The 21,387-nt window shown below is 51.4% G+C and carries 18 protein-coding genes and 1 tRNA gene; 14 read left to right on the top strand and 5 right to left on the bottom strand.

Annotated elements, in window-relative coordinates; all coding sequences use genetic code 11:
* Nucleotides 1-6: 6 nt before the first annotated feature.
* The gene (locus tag FOE74_RS10310; protein WP_149098513.1) at nt 7-3,105 is read right to left on the bottom strand and encodes a SusC/RagA family TonB-linked outer membrane protein; all 3,099 of its coding nucleotides are present in this window, start codon (nt 3,103-3,105) and stop codon (nt 7-9) included.
* A 162-nt stretch (nt 3,106-3,267) separates the two neighbouring features.
* Here FOE74_RS10310 and FOE74_RS10305 point away from each other — a divergent pair, with 162 nt between their 5' ends.
* Nucleotides 3,268-4,299: an MBL fold metallo-hydrolase gene (locus FOE74_RS10305; protein WP_149098512.1), complete on the top strand. Its 1,032-nt coding sequence runs from the start codon at nt 3,268-3,270 to the stop codon at nt 4,297-4,299.
* Nucleotides 4,300-4,502: 203 nt separating this feature from the next.
* A complete protein-coding gene (locus FOE74_RS10300; RefSeq protein ID WP_149098511.1) occupies nt 4,503-4,739 on the top strand; it encodes a hypothetical protein in 237 nt (78 codons plus the stop codon).
* A 73-nt stretch (nt 4,740-4,812) separates the two neighbouring features.
* On the opposite strand, the gene FOE74_RS10295 is transcribed toward FOE74_RS10300, so the two are convergent.
* Nucleotides 4,813-6,069 carry a serine hydrolase gene (locus tag FOE74_RS10295; protein WP_149098510.1) on the bottom strand — a complete coding sequence of 419 codons (1,257 nt, stop codon included), beginning with the start codon at nt 6,067-6,069 and terminating at the stop codon, nt 4,813-4,815.
* 369 nt (nt 6,070-6,438) lie between these two features.
* On the opposite strand from FOE74_RS10295, the gene FOE74_RS10290 reads away from it, so the two are divergent.
* The 9 genes from FOE74_RS10290 (at nt 6,439) to cphA (ending at nt 16,280) form a co-directional block, all read left to right on the top strand.
* Nucleotides 6,439-6,834, top strand: a complete 396-nt coding sequence (locus tag FOE74_RS10290; protein ID WP_149098509.1) for a thioesterase family protein — start codon at nt 6,439-6,441, stop codon at nt 6,832-6,834.
* Entirely contained in the window at nt 6,835-7,308 is a 474-nt protein-coding gene (gene smpB / locus FOE74_RS10285) for an SsrA-binding protein SmpB (RefSeq protein ID WP_149098508.1), read from the top strand.
* A 308-nt stretch (nt 7,309-7,616) separates the two neighbouring features.
* Nucleotides 7,617-8,396 carry a C40 family peptidase gene (locus FOE74_RS10280; protein WP_225840766.1) on the top strand — a complete coding sequence of 260 codons (780 nt, stop codon included), beginning with the start codon at nt 7,617-7,619 and terminating at the stop codon, nt 8,394-8,396.
* A 95-nt stretch (nt 8,397-8,491) separates the two neighbouring features.
* The gene (locus tag FOE74_RS10275) at nt 8,492-9,001 is read left to right on the top strand and encodes an HNH endonuclease (protein ID WP_149098507.1); all 510 of its coding nucleotides are present in this window, start codon (nt 8,492-8,494) and stop codon (nt 8,999-9,001) included.
* A complete protein-coding gene (locus FOE74_RS10270; protein ID WP_188686576.1) occupies nt 8,965-9,657 on the top strand; it encodes a hypothetical protein in 693 nt (230 codons plus the stop codon). Before FOE74_RS10275 ends, FOE74_RS10270 begins: the two co-directional genes overlap by 37 nt.
* 283 nt (nt 9,658-9,940) lie before the next feature.
* A complete protein-coding gene (gene rpsA, locus FOE74_RS10265; RefSeq protein WP_149098505.1) occupies nt 9,941-11,833 on the top strand; it encodes a 30S ribosomal protein S1 in 1,893 nt (630 codons plus the stop codon).
* A 134-nt stretch (nt 11,834-11,967) separates the two neighbouring features.
* A tRNA-Cys gene (locus FOE74_RS10260) sits at nt 11,968-12,038 on the top strand.
* Nucleotides 12,039-12,707: 669 nt separating this feature from the next.
* Nucleotides 12,708-13,607 (top strand): cyanophycinase, encoded by a 900-nt coding sequence (locus tag FOE74_RS10255; RefSeq protein ID WP_149098504.1) that lies wholly within the window; start codon nt 12,708-12,710, stop codon nt 13,605-13,607.
* A 42-nt stretch (nt 13,608-13,649) separates the two neighbouring features.
* On the top strand, nt 13,650-16,280 hold the full coding sequence (gene cphA, locus FOE74_RS10250) for a cyanophycin synthetase (RefSeq protein WP_149098503.1): 2,631 nt from the start codon (nt 13,650-13,652) through the stop codon (nt 16,278-16,280).
* 380 nt (nt 16,281-16,660) lie between these two features.
* Here the strand turns inward: cphA and FOE74_RS10245 are convergent, their stop codons facing one another.
* Nucleotides 16,661-17,602, bottom strand: a complete 942-nt coding sequence (locus FOE74_RS10245) for a hypothetical protein (protein ID WP_149098502.1) — start codon at nt 17,600-17,602, stop codon at nt 16,661-16,663.
* Nucleotides 17,603-17,709: 107 nt separating this feature from the next.
* Here FOE74_RS10245 and FOE74_RS10240 point away from each other — a divergent pair, with 107 nt between their 5' ends.
* Both FOE74_RS10240 and kdsA read left to right on the top strand, forming a co-directional pair.
* Complete coding sequence (locus tag FOE74_RS10240; protein ID WP_149098501.1) at nt 17,710-18,327, top strand: methyltransferase; 618 nt, start codon at nt 17,710-17,712, stop codon at nt 18,325-18,327.
* 159 nt (nt 18,328-18,486) lie between these two features.
* Nucleotides 18,487-19,308 carry a 3-deoxy-8-phosphooctulonate synthase gene (kdsA, locus tag FOE74_RS10235; protein ID WP_149098500.1) on the top strand — a complete coding sequence of 274 codons (822 nt, stop codon included), beginning with the start codon at nt 18,487-18,489 and terminating at the stop codon, nt 19,306-19,308.
* Nucleotides 19,309-19,376: 68 nt separating this feature from the next.
* Here the strand turns inward: kdsA and FOE74_RS10230 are convergent, their stop codons facing one another.
* Both FOE74_RS10230 and apaG read right to left on the bottom strand, forming a co-directional pair.
* Nucleotides 19,377-20,147, bottom strand: a complete 771-nt coding sequence (locus FOE74_RS10230; protein WP_149098499.1) for an O-methyltransferase — start codon at nt 20,145-20,147, stop codon at nt 19,377-19,379.
* A gap of 29 nt (nt 20,148-20,176) precedes the next feature.
* A complete protein-coding gene (gene apaG, locus FOE74_RS10225; protein ID WP_149098498.1) occupies nt 20,177-20,563 on the bottom strand; it encodes a Co2+/Mg2+ efflux protein ApaG in 387 nt (128 codons plus the stop codon).
* 107 nt (nt 20,564-20,670) lie between these two features.
* Between apaG and ung the strand changes: the two genes are divergently transcribed.
* Nucleotides 20,671-21,333, top strand: coding sequence for a uracil-DNA glycosylase (gene ung / locus FOE74_RS10220; protein WP_149098497.1), 663 nt, complete (start codon nt 20,671-20,673; stop codon nt 21,331-21,333).
* Nucleotides 21,334-21,387: the final 54 nt, after the last annotated feature.

The raw sequence follows: 21,387 nt of genomic DNA, 5'->3' as shown, positions 1-21,387 counted from the left end.
AATGAATTAAAGGGTGATGTTCAAACCAAAAACATAGCTCCTGACGGCCGGAATGCCATACCCGGTATAGCCCAGGGCGTTGCTGCCCGCGCCATACGTGGGCGTCTCAGGGTCAAAACCTTCAAAGGGCGTGATCAGGAACAGGTTATTACCGGTTACATGGACCCTGATGGATTTAAAGGGGGTTTTCCCGATGAGGCTGGTGGGCAGGGTGTATGCGAGTTGGGCGTTTCTCAGGCGTACCCAGGAAGCGTCTTGCAACAGCACATCTGCGGCATCATTGTAGCCGCCGGTGTTTCTGTAGAAGTTTTCATCCAGGACAACGGGCGTGGTGTTGGGTTCCCCATTGGCTTTTACCCCGTTGAAGATAACCTGCTCATACCGGTATTGGGTTCTAACGTCAATGCCGTTCCTGATACGGTTCCGCATGCTCACATCATACACATCGCCGCCCTGGCGAACCTCCAGCAGGGCGGTCAGGCTTACTCCTTTAAAGGAGATGGTGTTGGTGATGCCGCCTTGCCAGTCTGGGAGCGCGTTCCCTACTTTCACCAGCGGGGCTGCAGGACTCAAAATGGGGAAGCCGTTGGCGCCAATGATAAGGCGGCCCTGGGCGTCCCGGTTGAATACCCGCCCATACAGATCACCGGCTGAACCGCCTACCACCAGCTTGTTCATGATACGGTCATCCTGGAAGATGATTTCACTGACCGCCTCATTGATGGAGACCACCTCACTGCGGTTCCGCGACCAGTTCACGATCACTTCCCAGTTGAAGTTGTTGGTTTTGATAGGGGAACCTGACAAGAGCAACTCCACCCCGGTGTTCTGGATTTCGCCGGCGTTGCTGATGTAGTTCAGTAACCCCGAGGTAACGCTGGTAGGAATAGACAAGATCTGGTCACTACTATTGGCTCTATACCAGGTAGCGTCTACTGCCATTCTCCCCTGCAGGAACTGCAATTCAGTCCCAAATTCAATGGAGGTAGTTCTCTCAGGTTTCAGCTCCAGGGAACCCTGGGTGGTACTTACCGCAAAACCGCTTCTAGACCCAAAGGGGAAACCAGTGGCGGACCCAAAGTAAGTGCCCACCCGGTAAGGTTGCGTATCTTTCCCCACCTGAGCCCACGATGCCCGCAATTTTCCATAGTTCAGGAACCGGTTGTCTTCCAGGCCCAGCAGTTCACTAAAGACAAAGCTGGTGCTCACCGAAGGGTAGAAGAAAGAGCGGCTCTTTTTAGGCAGGGTAGACGTCCAGTCGTTACGGCCGGTCACGTTCAGGAACAGCATGTTTTTGTAATCAACCCGGGCGTCAAAGAAAGCTCCTATCACGCGACGTTCGCTGATGGCATTGGAGGTGAAGATGTTAGACGTGTTGGATAAGTGGTAGAACAACGGCACGCCGAAACGTTCGCCACGGGTATTCAGGATGTCAGAGAATTGGTTTTCAATGCTGTTCCCCAACATCAGAGAACCCCGGAAATCATCTGTGAAACTATGTTCTGCGGTTAAAAAGGCGTTGGAGGTCAATTCACGGTAATTCACCCGCTCCTCTATTAAGAATCCTCCGGTGCCGGCGGCAATATCCAGGGTAGGGGCACCCGGGAAAATGGGGCCTGGCACTAACCGTTGGCGGCTGTCACTGTACACGTCTGCCCCTATTTTGTAGTTGAACCGCAACCAGGGCATAAAGTCATAGTTGAAGCCGATGTTCCCGATGATGCGGTTCACGTCATCTTTCAGGGTGCTGTGCTCGGCCAGGTAGCGGGGGTTGTCAATCACCCCCGGGGCATACACTTTCATGGTCCCGTTGGGGTTGACGTAGTCATTCACGTCAAAGGTGGGGGTGTGGTAGGTAAGCGCAGACATGATGCCTTTGTCCCCGGAGGCAGCTTTGTTGCCGCCTGATTGGCTGTAGCTCACGGTACCGGTTACTCCGAATTTAGGGGAGACGTTGACCATTCCGCCTAACTTGACGGTGGTACGGGCCCAGTCTGAGTTAGGCACAATTCCTACCTGGTTAAAGTGGGAGGCCGAGGTATGGAAAGTAGCTTTCTCATTTCCCCCGGACACACTCACGTTGTTGTCAAACCGGGTGCCCGTCTGGAAAAAGTTCTTGAAGTTGTCATAGAAAGGCTCATCCGTCACCACCGGACCAAAGGTCTGGAACCGGTTGGGAGCGCCTGCGGAGGTATATCTAAGTCTTCCGCCCAGGCCTTCGCGGTACCGGGTTTGGTATTCAGGCGTCTTGTTGATGTTGTCAAAACCGTAACTGGAGCTGAAAGTTACCGAAGTAGCCCCGGCTTTCCCCTTTTTGGTGGTGATGATAATAGCCCCGTTGGCCGCCCTGATCCCATATAGTGCCGTGGCGGCGGCTCCTTTCAGAACCGTCATGCTTTCCACGTCGTCCGGGTTAATGTCAGCGGCCCGGTTGGTGAAGGCAAACGACTGCTCGTTTCCGCCGGCCTCTGCGGTAGCCACGGTGCCGGCGCTGGGCAATTGGTTACCGGCGATGGTTTCATTGCTGATGGGAATACCGTCTATCACAAACAGAGGCTGGTTGTTGGCCCCCGGGTTCAGCGAGTTGATGCCTCTGATCTGGATGCGTGAACCGGCTCCGGGCGTGCCTCCCGTGCCCAATACCTGCACCCCCGCCACGCGGCCCTGCAAGGCGTTCACCACGTTGGGGTGCTGGGTTTGTTCTATCTGCTCCGCGCTTATTTCCTGCACCGAGTAGCCCAGCGTCCGCTTTTCCTGCTCCCGGCCAAAGGCAGTGACCACCACCTCATTCAGTTGCTGCACATCGGGCTGCAAAGAGATATTGATGGAGCTTCTCCCGTTGATAGGCACCTCCTGCGAAGTGAACCCTATAAACGAAACCACCAGGGTGGTGGCCGCCGGCGGAGCAGAAAGCGTATAATTGCCGTTGGCATCTGTGTTGGTGCCGGCGGTGCTGCCTTTCACAATCACACTGGCCCCAATGACTGGCGACCCATCTGCCGTAGACAAGACCCGGCCGGAAATTTGCCGGCTCTGTGCGGCCAGTTCTTCCTCCAGGCAAAGAAAAGCGCAGAAGAACAGGAGTACTTTGTACAGATTTTTCATGTGGTAAGAATTAAGAGTATTTGGAATAATTCATATATAATTTTGTGAAAAAATAAGCCGAAAGCAAGCAGACCTAAGATTTTATTGTGGCAGGCCCCCAAGGGTGGGGAGTACCGGAAGAATCATCTATCTTAACTTTTTTAGGAATGAATAGCCTAGGTCTTGGCTTCATCAGAAGCCCTGGCCTGGCCCAGCAAATATCTCATGGCAGATCAGTTCATCTATAATCCCCAGCTACCTACCATCAGAGAGGATTGGCCGGGCAACCGAAGCAGGAACGGCAGGTTCCAGAATGAATTCAGGCAGGCAGACCATTCCATGAAGCTGGCTTTGCGCTGGAAACTGACTAAAAACCCTCAGAAAGAAGAGAAGCAGCAAGATGACTGGCTGCCGGAGGTGAAAGACCCGCGGCCTTTCCTCAATAGCACCCAAGATGGCTTGGTGTGGTTGGGCCATGCCACTTTCTTTATCAGGTTAAGCGGCGTGACCTTCCTGACCGACCCAGTGTTCTATGACGTTTCCTTTATCAAACGGAAAGTCCCGTTCCCGGTCCCGCCCCAGGAACTGCCGCCTCTTGATTACGTGCTGCTGTCGCATGGGCATTTTGACCATTGTGACCAGGAAAGTCTGAAAGAGCTGCACAAAACGCATGCTTTTTCGGTGTTGACTTCCCTTAACATGGGTTCGCTTCTCCAAAGCTGGGTGCCCAACGCCCCTATTCAGGAAGCCGGGTGGTACCAGCAGTACCAATTGCCTCAAGATGCGCCTGAGGTGTATTTCCTGCCTGCTTACCACTGGCACAAGCGTGGCCTGCTGGACAATGACCGCATTCTGTGGGGAAGCTTTATGCTGCAGACCCCGAAGCACACCCTGTACTTCGGGGCCGATTCAGGCTATGACCAGCACTTCCAGGGGATCCAGCAGCTGTTTCCCCGGATAGACACCTGCCTTTTGGGGATTGGGGCGTATTCGCCTGCCTTCATCATGCAGCCCAGCCATACGAGCCCTCTGGAAGCGGTGCAAGCCTTTAAAGATTTGAAAGGAGGTTCCCTGGTGCCCATGCACTATGGTGTTTTTGACCTGTCTGATGAACCCTTTGGAGAGCCCCTGAGATGGATAAAGAAGCTAGAAAGCCAGGGCGCAATTCCCGGAAAACTGAAATGCCTGGCCATTGGCGAGGCGTTGACGTTCTAACCCAGCGCCTGTCACCTGCCACTGGCTTCTTCCTGTTTTTAGGGTATTTTTAGAAAGAAGGATGAATGCCTGTTTTGGCTAAAACGAGGCAGAAATGCCCTTCAGGTGGCTGGGCTAGCTTCCATGCGCGAAGGTTTCAGGTATCTGTTCTGCTGGTTTCCCGTATTTATAAGGAAATGATTTTTCACTTAAGCGGAATAGATATGAGTACGGAGAAAAATAAAAACCTGGAAAACAACCAGAACACCGAAAGCAACCAACCAGAGGCGGGCCGGGTGCCCGAGGCGATTGGCAAACTTCCCTTGCCCACGGATGTGAACGATGACCCAAGCTACATTGAAGATAGCCCGGGCGTGGTTCCGAGCGCCAGCGGCCGCAGAGGCAACATCAGCGTGGAAGACGGGGGAAATGTAGAAGGAAGTTCCACAGGAAGCCGCTAACCCGCAGCTTGCTAAAGAAAAAAGGAGGCCCGGGCTGCATTGTAGCCCGGGCCTCCTCTTTTCAATTTAAACCTTATTTGTCGTACTGCAGCTGGAAGGTGCTCAGGTTAGGCACGTGCTTCCGTTTGCGTTTCAGTTCATGGTCGTAGATCACCTGGCCCAGGTCGCGCAGGAACGGGAACCCGATGGAGTCGTACTCGTATTTGCCGTCGTTGTAGATCTGGTCCTCGTTCACGTGTACGGTGGCGCTGAGCAGGAATTCTATCTTAGTATCAAAATCAACGATGTAGGCATTGTCGGTGAGGTACCCGAACGATTGGCCGATTTTGTTGAAGATGCGGATATTGGCCGGGATACGCTCTTTTCGGGTGGGGCCGCCAAACAGCAGGTACTTCACAAAAGCGTCTGGGTATTCTTTCTCGGCATAGGCAGGATGCGATGTCTCACGGGGCAACTGCGACAGGTATTGGTACAGGAACCGGTAATCTTCCTGTGTCAACCGGAAACGGTGCTGCTCCGGTACTGACTCGGGGAAGAGCACGGCCCGCAGCATCAGGTGCTGGTCATCTAAGGCAAAGGTGTTGGAATAGGCGAAATCGCGGGGTTCCATCACCAGCTTATCGTCATTGGTGTAGTTTCCAATCCCTTTCAGGATAGGGGTGGGGTTCTTGTAGTCCTTGCTGCTTTTCACCAAGCCCTGCTGGTACAGAACGCGGCCGTTTTCCAGAAAACGCACCGGATTCGTGTACCGGTCCAGCTCTATGGGCAGAAAAGTGGTCAACCGAATGGGCAAGCGGATACTGGAATAGCCTTTGGCTTTCAGGCCTTCGTTGAGCGGCTCCTGGCCAATGAACTCATACAGGCGGTTGTAGGCGTCATTGTCACTGGTGACCAGGATCTTCTTGATGTAGTGGGCAACGGAGGGGAAACCGGTGGCCGAGGTAGGGTCTGCCAACACTTTGGTCTGGCCCTGGTAGGCACTGTCGGTGAGCATGGTGGTTTCCTTCGTAAGGCCGGGCACTTGCAAGGTGTTAAGTTTTTCCAAGGCCATGAGCGTGGCCGGCAGCTTTACCGTGCTGGCTGGGTTGAAATATTGCTGCGGGTTTACCTGGTACTGGAAGGTCTTGAAAGACGGTTTGTTGTTCTTGTCGCGGTCAATCTGGGTGTAGATGATCTGGATCTCGTATTTCTCAGGATGTTGCAGCAGCTTACCGAATTTTTCCGGGTTTTTCTGAAGGAGCTGGGCGAGCCACTTATCGGTTTTGGTTTGGGCGTTGGTCATAGAGGGGCATGCCAGTAAGAGCAGCAGCAACGGGAGAAGGAGTTTCATAGTAGGAACGTGAGTGGGCAATGGAGGCTTCAAGTTGCGCAAAAATTCCAAAATTCCATAAGAGGAAGGAGCAGCCTCCGTTTTACCGCTGTTTTGATGAAATCAAAGGGAAAAGGGGATTGGAGAAGATCGTGCTGCTGGTCAGAGCCTGCTTAAAAGATAAAGAATCTTTCTATGTTAGAGACCTGTTAAGTTTACCCTCACCCTTTGGGAGGAAGGGTGAAGCAAAGGCTGTTTTTCCTGTGATTTCAAGAAAAGAGCTTTGAAACACCATTTAACCTTAGGTCTGCTTTTCCTTATTAGGTTAAGCAACTAAGGATACTACCGGTTTAGGTTGTACTTTTAGGAAAAAGCCTCCCAACCAACCCCATGCAGAACCCCTTCCAGGAAAAAGACACCAAAGTGTACCTGAAAACAGTAACCGAAGAGGACCTGGCCCGTTTTGAGACTGGGCTGGTGCACCCGGTGTGCTCCACCTTCGCGCTAGCGCAGGCCATGGAATGGGCCTCTAGGCTGTTTGTGCTGGAGATGAAGGAAACCGACGAGGAGGGCATTGGCACCATGCTCCACATTGACCACCTGGGCCCCGCCTTTGTGGGCGAACAGCTGCACATTGAAGCTACCTTTGACACGCTGCAGGGCCATGAGTTGCGCTGCACCCTCACCGTAACCGTGGGCCCCCGCCTGGTGGCCACCGGGCAAACGGGACAAAAAATTTTGAAAAAAGAGAAGATCCACCGACTTTTGACGAACAGTAGAAACTAAATGGCGAAATCAAGAGAGAAAGACAGGCTGCAGAAAACGGTACACATCTCAAACCGGCGGGCGTCTTATGAGTATCAGTTTCTAGACAAATACACCGCCGGCATCATGCTGCGCGGCACTGAGATCAAATCCATCAGGGAAGGCAACGTGAACCTCTCAGACGGGTACTGCACCTTCCATGGCACCGAGTTGTTCCTGCACCAGGTTACCATCTCCAAATATACTGAGGGCACCCACTACAACCACGAACCCACCCGGGACCGCAAACTCCTGCTGAACAAGCGCGAACTGAAGAATCTGAAAGAAGGCATCCAGGAGCAAGGCGTGACCATCATTCCCACCAGGCTTTTCATCTCAGACCGCGGCTTTGCCAAAGTGGAAATCGCTCTGGCCAAAGGAAAGAAACTGTTTGACAAACGCGAAGACATCAAAGAACGCGACGTGAAACGCGAAATGGCCCGCGAACGGTTTTAACTTAATTAGGAATTAGGAATTAAGAATTAAGAATTAAGAATTAGGAAAAAGGTACTTGGGCGGTTGGGAGTACCTGGGGAACTTCTTTCTTGTGCTGTTTAAAAGGTTATAGCGAGGTGAACAGTAGTTCTAATATACATTGGCCTATCTAGTTCGCCCACAAGATCCTTTCAGGATGACAAAAATGGGGAGATTGGGCTTGTCATTTGACATTACCACATCTCCAAATTCCCATATCTCCAAATTTCCTAATTGCCACATTAGCACATTACCACATCAGCACATTTTCAAATTAGCACATTAAAACCTTGAACTTCGGGATTTGCAAATTGAGCCTGGTGCCGGTGCGCCGCGAGCCTTCTGACAAAAGTGAACAAACCACCCAGCTGGTGTTTGGCGAATGCTATGAGGTGCTCCAGACCCAGGAAAAATGGGTCCAGGTCAGAAACGCCGCCGATGACTACGAGGGGTGGATGGACGTAAAGCAGCATTTCCCGGTGTCAGAAACGTATTTCCAGGAATGGCGCGGGGCCCAACACGCCCGTTCCATGGATTTGGTGCAAACCGTGACCTGCGGAAATACCGTGACGCCCATCGGGTTTGGCAGCGTCTTGCCTTTCTTTGACGGCATGAGCATACGGGTAGGGGAGGAGCGCCTGCTCTACAATGGCCGGGCCTCCAATCCCGGCTTGCCCTACCGCGAGAATTTCCTGCAGAAGATTGCCCTCCAGTTCCTGCGGGCGCCCTACGTGTGGGGCGGTAAATCCATCTTCGGCATTGACTGCTCTGGTTTTGTGCAGCAGGTGTACGGGGTTTGCGGCTACCAGCTGCGCCGGGATGCCTACCAGCAGGTGGAGCACGGGCAAGAGGTGCATTTCGTGAGCCAGACCCGCCCCGGCGACGTGGCGTTCTTTGACAACGACGAAGGCCGCATCATCCACGTAGGCATTGTGCTGGAAGACCAGCGGATCATCCATGCCTCCGGCGAGGTGCGTATTGACCAGCTGGACCACCACGGCATCTACAACCGCGACACCAAGCGCTATTCCCATAAACTGCGCATCATCAAACGCCTCCTGCCAGACTAATCACTGAAACACGAAGCCCTGAAAATCAGTTAGTAAAATCTGTGGTAAAGTTTTTTTACGTAACTTACCTTAGGATTTACTGAGCAGGAATTCGTATGAATGAGAAGGTGCTTTTACTTAATCAAGACTACTCCGCTATTGCCGCGTGCAGCCTGCACAAGGCGTTTGTCTTGCTGTACCTGCAAAAGGCAGAAATGATAGCAGAAGATCAGATAAACGTACTGCGGACCGTACGGCAGTCGTACCCCCGGCCCCTGGTGATCCGGCTGCACCGGTACGTGCGCGTGCCTTATAAAGGCATCTCCCTCACCCGCCAGAACATCATGCGCCGTGACCGCAACCGTTGCCAATACTGCGGCTCCACCAGAAACCTCACCCTTGACCACCTGCTGCCCCGGTCGCGCGGGGGCGAGAGCTCCTGGTACAACCTCATCACCGCCTGCGCCCGCTGCAATTCCATTAAAGGCGACCGCACGCCGGAGGAGGTTTCCATGAAACCCGCCTCTAAACCGTTCAAGCCGTCCCTGGTATGGTTCCTCCGGGAAAGCATCCAGGAATCTGACCATGCGTGGATTCCTTTCCTGGGAGAACGGGCCCGGGCCTGACATCTGAATTTAAATGTATGAATATGAATAAACCTCTTTTATATAGTGTTGCCTTGGCGGTAGTGACGTTGCTGCCTTTTAATTTAAGTGCACAAGACCTGCTGCCTAAAAAGAAAGGACTAGGGGAAAAGACGTATGCGGTTAAGACCATTTCTTCTTCCCAGCCCCTTTACTTGCTTAAGACAGATTCAGCCAACGTGCCAATCAATCAAGCGGCTTTGCAGGAGTTAAAGCAAGAATGGGTAAAGTCGGTCTCGGTGCTGAAGGACACACCGGCGGTGGAACAATTTGGGGCCCACGGGAAGCATGGGGTGGTTTTAATAGAACTGGAACCAGCGCACGAACAGGCCTACCTCCAACTCCTGAAAAAACAGAAAGCTTCCTCTGAAACGGCAAGGGACACTAATCTTGACGGAGGAACAGGGGTGGCCTTGCCGGTGCCCTTGTACCTGGTCAAAACGCAGACTGGGGAAGTGGCGGTCAGCAAAGAAAAGATTGCACTTGTCAATCCCCAGTGGATCAAATCAATAGAGGTCCTGAAAGATGCCGAGGCGGAAAAAAGGTACCAAGAACAAGGCAAAAACGGGGTGATCCTAATCACTTTCCTTCCTGAAAAAGAACAGGAAGTGCTCCGGCAGGTCAAAGCCAATAAGTAGCAAAAGGACTCTTTAGCAGGTAAGGGTTTAGGGGCTGTTTTGTTTAAAATAGCCCCAAAACCCTTACCTGCTTTCATACCCTGACCACCTGGTTGATTATCAGGAAGATCATGGATTTTTTAAAGGGTCTGGAAAAGAAGTTTCCGTAAATATTTGTACCTTCGCGCCGCGTTCAAGGTGAATGCCCCGGTTTCCGCAGTGGAAAACGGGTATGTAAAAGAAGCTACGGAGAGGTAAGTGGTTCTGTGCCTAGCCGTTATATTTTGTGAACCAACATAGCAATATGGCAAATGTAGATGATTTTAACTGGGACCAGTTTGAGTCTCAGGGTTTCGGTGGAAGCTACTCTGCTGCGCAGAGAGCCGAACTGGAGCAAATGTACGCCGACACCCTGAACACCGTTCAGGAAGAGGAAGTGATCAAAGGTACCGTTGTTGGTATCACTGATCGCGACGTTATCCTGAACATCGGATTCAAATCTGATGGGTTAGTGCCTGTTTCAGAATTCCGCGACATGCCGGACCTGAAAATCGGTGATGAGGTAGAGGTGTTCATTGAAGACCAGGAAGACCCGAACGGTCAGTTGATCCTGTCTCGCAAGAAAGCCAAAATCGTGAAAGCGTGGGAAATGATCTACGGCGCTTTGGAGAACGACACTGTACTGGAAGGTGTAGTGAAACGCAGAACCAAAGGTGGTCTGATCACAGACCTTTACGGCGTAGAAGCCTTCTTACCAGGTTCACAAATCGACGTGAAACCTATCCGCGACTTCGACATCTATGTTGGTCGTAAGATGGAAGTGAAAGTGGTGAAAATCAACGCCGCTTTTGATAACGTAGTAGTATCGCACAAGGTGTTGATCGAGAAAGACCTTGAGCAGCAGCGCGCCGCTATCCTGAACAACCTTGAAAAAGGTCAGGTTCTGGAAGGGGTGATCAAAAACATGACCAACTTCGGTGTATTCATCGACCTTGGTGGCGTGGATGGTCTGTTGCACATCACAGATATTTCATGGGGCCGCATCAACCACCCGCAAGAGGTGTTGGAGCTAGACCAGAAAGTAAACGTGGTAGTTCTGGATTTCGACGACGACAAGAAGCGTATTTCTTTGGGCATGAAGCAGTTGACGGCTCACCCTTGGGATGCTCTTCCTGCCGAGGTGGAAGTTGGTTCACGCGTGAAAGGCAAGATCGTGAACGTAGCCGATTACGGTGCGTTCTTAGAACTGATGCCAGGCGTAGAAGGCTTGATCCACGTGTCAGAAATGTCATGGTCTCAGCACCTGCGCAACCCACAAGACTTCATCAAACAAGGTGATGAGATTGAGGCCGTTGTGTTGACCATGGACCGTAACGACCGCAAAATGTCTCTGGGCATTAAGCAGTTGACCGAAGATCCTTGGACCAAGGAAGATGTATTGACGAAGTATGCCGTTGGAACTACCCACACTGGTGTGGTGCGTAACCTGACAAACTTTGGTTTGTTCATTGAGCTGGAAGAAGGCGTAGATGGTCTGGTACACGTATCTGACTTGTCTTGGACTAAGAAAATCAAGCACCCATCTGAGTTCGTGAAAGTTGGTGACAGATTAGACGTAGTGGTTCTGGAGCTTGATGCTTCTGCCCGTCGTCTGGCCCTTGGTCACAAGCAACTAGAAGAGAACCCATGGGATACATTCGCTACCGTATTCAACGTAGGATCTACGCACAAAGCAACGGTGTTGGAGAAATCTGACCGTGGTGCCACGCTGGAACTGCCTTACGGTATTGAAGGTTTCGCGTTCCCTAAAGGTCTGGCCAAAGAAGATGGTTCAGCCGTGGAAGCTGGTGAGCAATTAGACTTCAAAGTAACGGAGTTCTCTAAAGATGACCGTAAGATTATCTTGTCGCACACTGCGGTTCACACTGCCCAGCCAGAAGACGCCAAGCGTAAGAAATTTGAGAAGAAAGATGCCCCTGCTGCCGCTGGTTCAGCCAAAGCTGCCGCTCCTGCTGCCCCTAAGAAAGACGAAGTTCGTTCTACCTTAGGTGATCTTGATGCTCTTTCTGCTTTGAAAGACCAAATGATGGAAAACGAGAAAGAAGCCGGTGAGAAGAAATTAGCCGCGGCTGCCAAAGCCCGCGCTGACAAATCTACTGATGCTCCTGAGGCGGAAACCACTGAGTCAGCTGAATAATTTTTAGGTAGGTAACTACCTGATTTAGAGAAAGAGCCTCTGCAAAGAGGCTCTTTTTTTATGCGCTTTAAAGAAATAGTTGCTTTAAAATTGTGATCGTAATAGATCCTGGCTATATTTGCACTCCGAAACACGGTAACGTGGCCGAGTGGCTAGGCAGAGCTCTGCAAAAGCTCGTACAGCGGTTCGAATCCGCTCGTTACCTCTCCCGGAAAAAGCCTGCTTATTTTAAGCAGGCTTTTTTGTTTTGCCCCTGTTTTTCCTGAAACGCCCCTCTAACAAAGCCCTCCCTATTTCCCCCTTCTTTCCCTAAACAAGCCCTTAAACGATAATAGCCTGATCCTTAATTAGTAAGGAAGAAACTGCCTATTTTCACGCAATTTAAATTTCTTTCTAGAGGGAATTCCAGCCAATTGATTAGTATTTCCTGCTGGTTAAAAAGAGTATATCTTTTGATTTAGAAAGTAATACACCTGTAAAAAACGGGTGGCATACCTGAATTATACTTAATTAATTGTAGACCAATTTGTTAAGAAATAGACTGTATTATAAGAAGAGGAAAATTTTTAAATTTCACAATTCAGCTTGGTCACACCACCTGCTTTATTTTATATTGGCAATAAAAGCGGCTTTTTAAGTTTTTTTTGACAGATAAGAAGAAGATGGCTTACCCGTACTAAGTACTTGCCGCAAATTATTTACGGTAAATCCTCTATATGTAAATATCCTAATCTTTTAAGGCAGATTTCCGTATTCCGAAGCACCAATTGGAAGAAATAAACTTGAAGGGTATTCCCTTAAATATCAGCCTAATTGGTTTGTATTAAGAATTGTTCCGCTTGTCAATTCATTTGCGTCCCCCAGTAATAGTGCCATGACCAAAAAAACAGTACATAGGAAGTTGGGCGAAGAGGCTGCACCCCGGGCCGCCATTGAGTACAAAATCCCCAAAGGAACGCTCATCGCCATAGGAGGCAGTGAGAACAAAGGGGATGACCCGGAAGAAGATCGTGCCAATGCTGAAAACCTGAATTTTGAGAAGACCGAGATCCTGGAACGGTTTGTAAACGAGTTGAGCGGGCAAAAGCCGCTGGTCCTGGTAATCCCTACGGCTTCTTCCATTCCTGAAGAAGTGGGCAAGTCGTACGTAGAGGTGTTCAAGAAACTGAAGGTTCCCCAGGTGAAGGTGCTGGATATCCGGTCTCGGGAAGATGCCTGTAACCCTGAGTTCCTGGAATTAGTACGGAAAGCAGCCGGTATCCTGTTTACCGGCGGAGACCAGCTTCGGCTTACCTCCCTGCTGGGCGGAACCGAGTTTATCCGGTTGATCAAAGAACGCTACTACCAGGATTCCCTGGTTGTGGCAGGCACCAGTGCGGGGGCAGCAGCCATGTCCACGCAAATGATTTACCAGGGCATGAACGGTGGGGGCTTCATCAAAGGGTCTGTCAGTATCACGGCAGGCCTGGAACTGCTCAATGACGTAGCCATAGATACCCATTTTATCTCACGGGGTCGTATAGTGAGAATGGCGCAGATGATTGCCACCAACCCCTCTTTCATTGGCATTGGCCTGGAGGAAGACACCGGGGTGGTGGTGAAAAAAGGAAATGAGATAGAGGTGATTGGCAGCGGCCTGGTGGTCTTGGTAGACGGGCGGGGCAGCACCCACACCAACATATATGAGGTAGAGGAAGGAGTTCCTGTGACCATAAGAGATTTGAAGGTACACCTGTTGGGCAAGGGAGATACCTATTGCCTGGAAGTTTTTTAACCAATACCATATACACCTGCATCCTAACTGGATTCTATTTCTATGAAAATCGCAGAATTACGCATTATGCGTGGACCAAACTATTGGTCTGTGAAACACCCTAAAATTGTAGTGCTCAAACTAGACATGGAGGAATTTGCAGGTCTGCTGACCACGCAGATCCCTGGTTTTGCTGACCGCTTAGAACAGATGTTCCCCGGCATGTTGGTTCACCGGAGCACAGAAGGGCAGGAAGGCGGCTATCTGAAACGGGTGCGGGAAGAAGGGGTTTCCTTGAGTAATGTAGTAGAACATGTGGCCCTGGAACTGCAAACCCTGGGCGGTATGGAGTCGGGCTTCGGCCGGTCATATCCTGCCCCCCAACCAGACTTTGACTATGTAGTTTTCTCGTATCAGGAAGAAAAAGCCGGTGAATACGCCGCGCATGCCGCCATCAGGGCCACCACAGCCTTGGCCCAGAACCAAGCCTATGACATTGCGCCAGACGTAGCTGAACTGCACGAGATACGGGAAGACGAACATATTGGCCCCAGTACCTATTCCATAGTGTCTGAAGCCGTGGCCCGCGGCATCCCTTATATCCGGCTCAACAAAAGCTCCCTGATCCAGTTAGGCTACGGCGTACATCAAAAGCGCATTCAGGCCACCATGACGTGCCGTACCGCTGCCTTTGCCGTAGAGATTGCCGGTGACAAGAACAACACAAAGGAAATGCTGCATGAGGCCGGGGTACCCGTGCCGGAAGGCGAAACCGTGTATACCCTGGACGAACTCAAAGAAGCGATCGATTACCTGGGCTACCCCATTGTGACCAAACCACTGGACGGGAACCACGGCAAAGGGGCTGGCATCAACCTCAAAACCTGGGAAGAAGCCGCGGCCGGGTTTGAGATGGCCCAGAAGTACTCAGAGGCGGTGATTGTGGAGCAGTTCATAGAAGGCTATGACTTTAGGCTGCTGGTGGTGAACAAGAAGTTCATTGCCGCGGCCAAGCGTACCCCGGCCATGGTCATTGGCGATGGTACCTCTACCGTGCAGCAACTGGTAGACAAAGTGAACAGCGATCCCCGCCGGGGGGTAGGGCACGAAAAAGTGCTCACCCGGATCGCGATTGATAAAGATTCCACCGGTATTTTAGAGAAGAAAGGGTACACCCTGGACACCGTATTGGCCGCAGGTGAGGAGCTGTTCCTGAAGAGTACCGCCAACCTTTCCACCGGTGGTACCGCCACCGACGTGACCGACCTGATTGACCCGTACAACGTCTTGATGGCAGAGCGCATTGCCGGCACCATAGGCTTAGACATCTGTGGCATTGACGTAGTGACCTCAGACATCGCCATTCCCCTGCCGGAGGCCCGTGGTGCCGTGATTGAGGTGAATGCCGCGCCAGGTTTCAGGATGCACGTGGCGCCTACCGAAGGGCTACCCCGCAACGTGGCCGAGCCCGTGGTAGAAATGCTCTTCCCGGATAACTGTCCCTCCCGTATCCCTATCATCGCTGTCACGGGTACCAACGGTAAAACCACCACCACCCGCCTAATCGCGCACATGGTGAAATCCTGCGGCTACCAGGTAGGCTTCACCACCACAGACGGTATCTACATCCAGGACAAACTGCTGGAGAAAGGAGATACCACCGGTTCCAAAAGCGCCGAGTTCGTGTTACGCGACCCTACCGTGAATTTTGCGGTGCTGGAGTGTGCTCGCGGAGGCATGTTACGCGCTGGGCTGGGCTTCCGGCAGTGTGACATCGGCATTGTGACCAACGTAGCTGAAGACCACATGGGCCTCCGGGACATCTATACCCTGGAAGACATGGCCCGCGTGAAAGCAGTGGTGCCCAAGAGCGTGAGCAAAGACGGGTATGCTATCCTGAACGCAGATGATGACAATGTCTACCAGATGGCCAAGGAGGTGGAATGCAAAGTGGCCTTCTTCAGCATGGATGAAAACAACCCCCGCATCTTGAAGCATGTGGCCAAGGGAGGTTTAGCGGCTGTTTTTGAGAACGGCTTCATTTCCATTTTCAAGAACACCTACAAAATACGGGTAGACCGGGTGGCAGATATTCCGCTGACCTTTGGGGGCCGTGCTAAGTTTAACATTGAGAACGTTTTAGCCGCTACCCTGGCTGGGTATATTTCCCGGTTTGAGATTTCTGAGATCAAAACAGCATTGCGCACCTTTGTGCCCTCAGCTTCCAAGACCCCAGGAAGAATGAACCTGTACAAGTTCCCTACTTTTGAGGTACTGGTAGATTACGCGCACAACCCGGCAGGCATGAAAGGCATCGCAGATTTCCTGCAGAATGTAGATGCCCGTAAGCGGGTAGGGATTGTGGCGGGCGTAGGAGACCGCCGTGACGAGGATTTCGTGGAATTAGGCAGAATGGCGGCGCAGATGTTTGACGAGATCATCATCCGGTCAGACAAAGACCTCCGGGGCCGGTCAGCCGATGAGATTTACCAGAAGATCATTGAAGGCATTGAACTGGAAGATCCGCGGAAGCCCTACAAAGTGATTGGCCAGGAAATGGTGGCCATTGCCTATGCCCTGGAGCACGCCGAGCGGAATTCCTTTATCACCATTTTCTCTGAAGACATACCGGAGGCGATCAAAATGATTGAGAATTTCAAGGTAATCCAAGACCGAAGGGTGATGGTTGATTGATTGAGAGATTGAATGATTGGGAGAATGAATGCGAAAATTAAGTAAATCAGAGAATGAAGAAGTAAAAGTTGAGCGAACGATTTGAAGGAGAGAGGGTAGTAAGTGAGAGGAGGGTAGGCTTTCTTGGGTGCCAACCAATAACTAGTTTAAGCCATGTTTTTATGAAAGTTGGCCTAAAACATTTCTCTCTCCATTAATAGACTGTCATCTTTCTCCCACTCATCCATTCAATCCTTTATTCTCTCAATCATTAATTCTCCCACTCACTCCATCCATCATTCCTTCAATCTCTCAATCATTCAATCACTCCTTCCCAAAAAAGAGCCCCGAAACGTATTACACGTTTCGGGGCTCTTTTTTGGGAAGGAAAGGTAATTCGGTTATTTCAGGGTAAAGGAGGTGGTACCGATCAGGAAGCCGTCTGAGTAGATTTCCACCAGGTGTTTCCCGGTTTTGAAAGGCGCCCCTTTGGAGTAGATAAAGGAAACCTGTTGCTGCGTGTTGTCAAAGATGATGTCGCGCTTGGCGGTGTAGAACTGCTCTTTCCCCTCAAACTCAAAGGTGCCCGAGCCGGTAGCCAGGTTGTAGACCGCTGCTCCGTCGGGCTCAATCAGGCGCATGAGAATCTCTTTGTTTTCTTTGGCGGCCACCTCATTCTTGCCTAGCTTGAAGGAAAGCTTGATTTTGTCTACCTTTTTAGCTTTGTATTCTTCCTCTGAGTCCTCTTTTTCTTTTCCTTTGGGGTTGATGATGGTCACGGCAATGTTCTGGGCCTCCAGTTTAGACGCCAAGTTTACTTTGGCCTCCAGTTCCTTGTTGTTCGTGGCCAGGGAGGTAATGGAATCAGATAACTTGTTTTGGGTGGTTTTCAGGCCGGTGACTTCGGTGAAGAGTTCTTCGTTGTTTTCCTGCAGCTTGGCTACTTCTTCGTCTTTCTTCCGGAGGGCGAGTTCCAGGTTCTGGGCGCGCTGCTGGAACCTGCGCTGGTCAGCCACCGTGAAAGAGCTGTTCCGGAAAGCCCTTAGTTGGGCCAGGTCCGCGTTGATCGCAGCAATGCGGGTTTCCAGGGAGTCGTTGGTTAGGCCCATGGCGCCCAATTCCGCTTTCTGGCGTTCGTAGTCGGCTTTCAGAGTCTCAAATACTTTGATCTGGTTTTCCAACTCGGTGCTTTTCACCTTGATGATCTCTTTCTGCTCCTCGCTCTCCTGGGTTTTCTGCTGTTGCATGTAGATGAGAATACCGTTGATGCTGAGCAGCACAATGATAAGGCCTACAACTAATAATTTTCGGTTGCTATCCTTTTCGGGTGTTTCGGTCGCCATGGCGGAATGTGGGGTGGTTAGTGTTGTTTTGGACAATACCTATTCTTACAAAAATACGGTTCTATCTAGCCTTTGCAAATTACGGGGTAAAATAGTTACTTGAGTCTATGAGTGAAAAAGCCAGTTTAGACGAGGAGTATTGGGAGCACCGGTACCGGCAGAACCGCACAGAGTGGGATGTGGGCACCATTACCCCACCCCTAAAAGCCTATATAGATCAACTGCCCAACCAGGATCTGCAGGTTCTGGTGCCAGGGGGCGGGAACGGGCATGAGGCCGAGTACCTGTTCCGGAAGGGTTTCCATCGGCTGCATCTGCTTGATTTTGCAGCGGCCCCATTGCGTAATCTCAAGGAGCGGGTACCGGCATTTCCCCAGGGCCAGCTTCTGCAGCAGGATTTTTTCTCTTTAACGCCTAACCAGTATGATCTGGTATTGGAGCAGACTTTCTTTTGTGCCTTACCCCGCGAAATGCGCCCCGCCTACGCCCGCCAGATGCACATGATCCTGAAACCAGGTGGTAAATTGGCGGGCGTTCTTTTTTCAGAGGAGTTTGCGGCGGAAGGGCCCCCGTTTGGTGGAACGGCCCTGGAATACCAGGCGTATTTTGAGCCTTATTTCCAGTTCAACGTCTTCGAGCCTTGCCGTAACTCTATCTCTCCCCGGCAGGGGAGGGAGCTATTCATAGAGTTGGAACGGCGCGAAAGGCCACAGTTTATCGCGTAGAATTCTGTACTTTTAGGCCTTGAACGCCAGGATTGATTTTGACGCCGGGCTACCGGAGGAAGGCCCGTGAAACGGAACTTTCCCCACCGGGTTCATCAAAAGGGCACCATCTTGTAAATAGCCTTTTCGCATTCTCAACTTTGATTTAACCTCTGAAACATGAACATCGACATCCCTAAATTACAGCATACTTCTTCCGGTAACTTCTTTCTCATGGCCGGGCCTTGCGCCATTGAAGGAGAAGACATGGCGCTGGAAATAGCCCAGGAGTTGGTCCGGATTTCTGATCGCCTGCATATTCCGTTGATTTTCAAGGGCTCGTACCGGAAAGCCAACAGATCCAGGAAAGACTCTTTCACCGGCATTGGAGACGAGAAAGCACTCAAGATCCTGGCCAAGGTGAGCCACACCTTCGGTGCACCCACCGTCACCGACATCCATGAGGCGCATGAAGCCGCTATGGCCGCCGAGTACGTAGATGTACTCCAGATCCCGGCTTTCCTGTGCCGCCAAACCGACTTATTAATTGCGGCAGCGCAGACGGGCAAGGTGGTGAACATCAAGAAAGGCCAGTTTTTGTCTGGGGAATCTATGCGGTTTGCGGTGGAGAAAGTGAAGGAATCAGGGAACCACAACGTGATTCTGACCGACCGCGGAAACTCCTTCGGGTATTCTGACCTGGTGGTGGATTTCCGGAACCTGCCCATCATGCGGGAGAACCAGGTACCGGTAGTCATGGACGTGACACATTCGCTGCAGCAACCCAACCAATCCTCCGGGGTGACCGGCGGACGCCCGGCTTTGATTGAAACCATTGCCAAAGCCGCCATTGCGGTAGGGGCCGACGGATTGTTTATTGAAACCCATCCAGATCCAAAATCGGCCCGCTCAGATGGCGCCAATATGCTCCCGCTGAACCAGCTGGAAAGCCTGATGAGAAGGCTACTCAGAATCAGGGAAGCGATTAGGTTTGAGTCTTAAAACATTTGAGGCCTGCTTTTGTAAAAGCAGGCCTCAAATGTTTTATATGGTTCATCTTTCGGAAGAGCTTAGAACCTGAGGGTGAAGTGCTGTTTTGGTTGGTTTGTCCGGAAGAAGACCAGGCCCATATAGAAAAGGTCAACGGTGAGCAGAACCTGCGGGTGCTGCTTTATTTTTTTCCAGGCCTGCGCCATTTCACCAGACCAGTAAATATCATCAAAGACAAAGACGCTGCCTTCATGGGCCTTGGCCAGGCATTGTTCAAAGTACCTAAGGGTAGGCTCCAGACGGTGGTTTCCGTCAAAGAACACAAAATCCACCTTCTCCAGGCGCGTCAAGGTTTGGGATAGGGTCTGGTCCAGGTTTCCTTCTATTAATTGCACCTGCTTCAAGCCTAGAGAGGTCAGATTCTTCCGGGCTTGGGCCGCAATGGCAGGGCACCCTTCAAAGGTGTACAAAGCAGCCGTCTGGCGGGCGAGTCCCAGATAACCGGTGGTCAAACCCAGGGAAGTGCCTAACTCCAGCACGGTGTTGGGTTGAAAGTGGTTGGCCAGCCTGAAAAGCAATTGGCCCAATCGGGCGGGTTTGGCGGCGGTGCGGGCAATGTCGGAGACTTTCCGCTTTTTAGTAGCGCCGGCGTGGGAGCCAGCCCCAAAGTCAGTCACCTCCAGCACCGTGTGATCCTCCAATAACTTCTCCCGAAGATTTTCTACCGCATCATACGCCGCAAAATGCCCTTGGTGGTGAATGATGTGGCAATATAGGTTGAAGACAAAAGGAGAATGCAAGCCATGGGCATTCCCTGAACGCCACCAGAAGGAGGCGTACCTGTAGATCATGGCGGCGTGTTGCAAAGCCAGAAGCGGGATTAATTGAGTTTATAGGGAATGATGAGTGTGAACTCAGGAATGGTCACGTGGAATTGCCGGCCGTCTACCAACCGTTCCATCAAGTAAGTACCAGCCATTTTACCAATACTGGTTTTTAGGTTACAGCCCGACACGTACTGGTGGCTCTCGCCGGGTTCCAGCACGGGTTGCTGGCCTACTACGCCCTCGCCCTCTACCTCGCGTATTTCGTTGTTGGAATCATAGATATGCCAGTGGCGGCGTAATAACTTTACCGTAAATTCGCTGTTGTTCTGGATGGTGATTTTGTAAGCGAAGACAAAGTGTTGCTGAGCCGGACTGGAATAGTCAGGGAGGTAATTTGTCGTGACGTTGACAGTGACTCCTTGGGTTGTTTTCGTATCCATGCGTGCCTTAATTTGGTATAACTGGAACAGGCTTTCTGGCTTGAAAGTTTAGCCAGCCGGATTCTAAAGTAAAAATACGCTAAAAACCTTTAACTGATACCTCTTCTATGCAGGTAAAAATTGAAAACAGTTGGCAACAGGTGCTGCAGGACGAATTTGAGAAGCCTTACTTCCAGAACCTGATCTCGTTTGTGAAGACCGAATACACCACTACCGAGGTCTATCCGCCGGGGCGGCAAATCTTCCATGCCTTTGATGAATGCCCCTTTGACAAGGTGCGGGTAGTGATCCTGGGTCAAGACCCGTACCATGGCCCTGGCCAAGCCAATGGCCTGGCTTTCTCTGTGGCAGACGGTATGCGCACGCCCCCTTCTCTGCTTAACATATTTAAAGAGATAGAAGCTGATCTGGGTAAACCCATTCCCCGGTCAGGGAACCTGGAGCGCTGGGCGGAGCAGGGGGTTCTCTTGCTGAATGCCACCTTGACGGTACGCGCCCACACCGCTGGCTCCCACCAGAAGAAAGGGTGGGAGGAATTCACAGATGCCGTTATCAAGAAAGTCTCTGACGAGAAAGAGCACGTGGTGTTTCTGCTGTGGGGTGCCTATGCCCAGAAGAAAGGGTTGATCATTGATGAGAAAAAACACCTGGTATTGAAGGCGGCCCACCCCTCACCGTTTGCGGCCGACAAAGGGTTCTTTGGCACCCGCCACTTCAGCAAAGCCAATGCCTACCTGCACCAGCATGGCCTGCCAGAGATTGACTGGTAATACTCCTTGGTTTCAGGTGCATTTTCAAGAAACAAGCTAAAAAGGAGGGAAGGG

Source organism: Rufibacter glacialis, from assembly GCF_008271745.1.
Classification (GTDB): Bacteria; Bacteroidota; Bacteroidia; order Cytophagales; family Hymenobacteraceae; genus Nibribacter; species Nibribacter glacialis.
This window is presented reverse-complemented; position numbering and strand designations above follow the sequence as displayed.